Annotated in this window: 1 protein-coding gene; it reads left to right on the top strand. The window is 66.7% G+C overall.

What is annotated here, in order from left to right:
• Positions 1–604: AMP-binding enzyme (locus IZR01_RS49465; protein WP_194927921.1), on the top strand; the 604-nt coding region annotated here is incomplete at both ends.

Here is a 604-nt window from a genome sequence, read left to right as displayed (position 1 = left end):
CGCTGTCTCCGGTTCCTGCGGGGGTGGCTGGGGAGTTGTATCTGGCTGGTGTTCAGCTGGCACGTGGCTATCTCGGGCGCTCGGGGTTGACCTCGGAGCGGTTCGTGGCGGACCCGTTCGGTCCGGCAGGGTCGCGGATGTATCGCACCGGGGATCTGGCACGCTGGACCGTCGATGGCGTGGTGGAGTACCTGGGCCGCACCGATGACCAGGTGAAGCTGCGTGGCTTCCGCATCGAACTCGGCGAGATCGAAGCAGTCCTGGCCGGGCACGATGCGGTGTCTCAGGTCGCGGTGCTGGCACGAGAAGACCGGCCCGGCGATAAGAGGCTGGTCGCCTACCTCGTCGCTGCCGATGGCTTTGCTTCCTTGGGCACCGAGGCGCTGCGCGAGCATCTTGGTGCCGCGTTGCCGGAGTACATGGTCCCGTCGGCGTTCGTGGTGCTGGAAGCGCTGCCGTTGACCGCCAACGGAAAGTTGGACCGTCGTGCCCTGCCGGCGCCGGAGTTCGACTCCGATCCTGCCGGCCGCAAGCCGCGGACCGTGCAGGAACAGCAGTTGTGCGACTTGTTCGCCGAGGTCCTGGGCCTGGAATCAGTGTCCAT

The sequence above is a fragment of the Catenulispora pinisilvae genome (assembly GCF_015356865.1).
GTDB classification, from domain to species: Bacteria; Actinomycetota; Actinomycetes; order Streptomycetales; family Catenulisporaceae; genus Catenulispora; species Catenulispora pinisilvae.
Note: the sequence above shows the minus strand (reverse complement) of the source record. Positions and strands in the feature narration are given on the sequence as shown.